1 protein-coding gene is annotated in these 1372 nt (G+C 58.9%); it reads right to left on the reverse strand.

What is annotated here, in order from left to right; all coding sequences use genetic code 11:
* Positions 1-82 precede the first annotated feature (82 nt).
* A partial coding sequence (locus HY29_RS16180) for a recombinase family protein (RefSeq protein WP_034798901.1) occupies positions 83-1372 on the reverse strand: 1290 nt, incomplete at its 5' end.

Here is a 1372-nt window from a genome sequence, read left to right on the forward strand (position 1 = left end):
AATTCCCTACTTCAGGAACAGGGAATTTCCTGAAGACGAACAGGGAAATGCTTTTGGAGAACAGGGAACCGGATTGCCGGTATCAGGGAGCCGCTTCAAACCCCAGCGCCGCCCATTGCTCATCCCAGTCCAGTGGAATGTCGGACGTTACAAGCTGTGTGAGCGTCAGACCCTCAGGCTGCCGACCCTCCATGATCGCCCCGACAATTGCAGGCGACAGGAATGCTAGCTGAATGCGCTGCCGGCCCATAAGCGTTTGCCACCCATAGCGCGTCGCAATGTCCTTCATGAGGGTACCCGCCTTGATTTCCTCCAGCCAGGAATGCGCAAGAGCAATCATCCGGACCAGCTTCGGATCCGGCGCCGAATGGATCGCCCCAAACACCAGCCTCGATTCCCTCCCGCGCCGCCTGACCCCGAACGGCGCTTCAAGCCGAAGGCGGCCGCGGTCAACTTGGTCTTCCATCACTCCGAACCACTCGGCGATCGCATTCGCAGACAGTGCGATGTCCAAATGCCCTGCAGAGACCTGAACTCGCTCGACCAGGTCTGTGGCCATGGTCCGGGAGAACCTCGCGAGGTTAAGCTTTACGCCTTCAAGTATTGCCGGTGTTGGGCTGCGAAGAAGCCGGGACACGTCACCGCCGATATGCCGGAAGACAGTCTCGCCCACGGCGTCTTCCAACTGCTTTGCGGGCAGCCTCCAGCCGGAAGCGTCCGTTGGTGATCCTGCCAGCAACCGACCCGAGACATAGTAGCGATACCGGCGGCTGCATTTCTGGGAATGGGTTGGGGTGAGGAAGTCGCCGGTCTCGTCAAAGATCCGTCCGGTCAGCAAGGCACCAGACCTGGATGGACGTCGGGACTTCTTAGGTGATGTCTGGTCGAGCCGTTCCTGAACGCGATCCCACAGGTCCTGATCCACGATCGCATCGTGTATACCTTCGTAGGATTCCTGCTTATGCCGGATGCGGCCGATATAGACCGGGTTACGCAGGATGAAGTTGATCTGCCCGCGACTCAGGGGCTTGGAACCCGTTACCTTTCCATCGCTGAAGGTCCGGCGCTTGGATCGATAACCACGGGAGATGATTTCCTGTTCGACCTGACGCAGGCCGCCATGCTGATCGTAGAGACGGAATATGTCCCGGACGATCTCGGCTTCAGCGTCGTTGATCACAAGCGTCTGCATTTTTGGATCCGGATGCCGGTCATAGCCGAGCGGGAGCAAACCGCCCATCCAGTAGCCCTTCTTCTTCGATGCGGTGATCTTGTCCCGGATGCGTTCCGCCGTGACCTCTCGCTCGAACTGGGCAAAGGAAAGCAGCACATTGAGCGTCAGCCGTCCCATGCTGGTCGACGTGTTGAAGGA

This window comes from Hyphomonas beringensis (assembly GCF_000682755.1).
GTDB lineage: Bacteria > Pseudomonadota > Alphaproteobacteria > Caulobacterales > Hyphomonadaceae > Hyphomonas > Hyphomonas beringensis.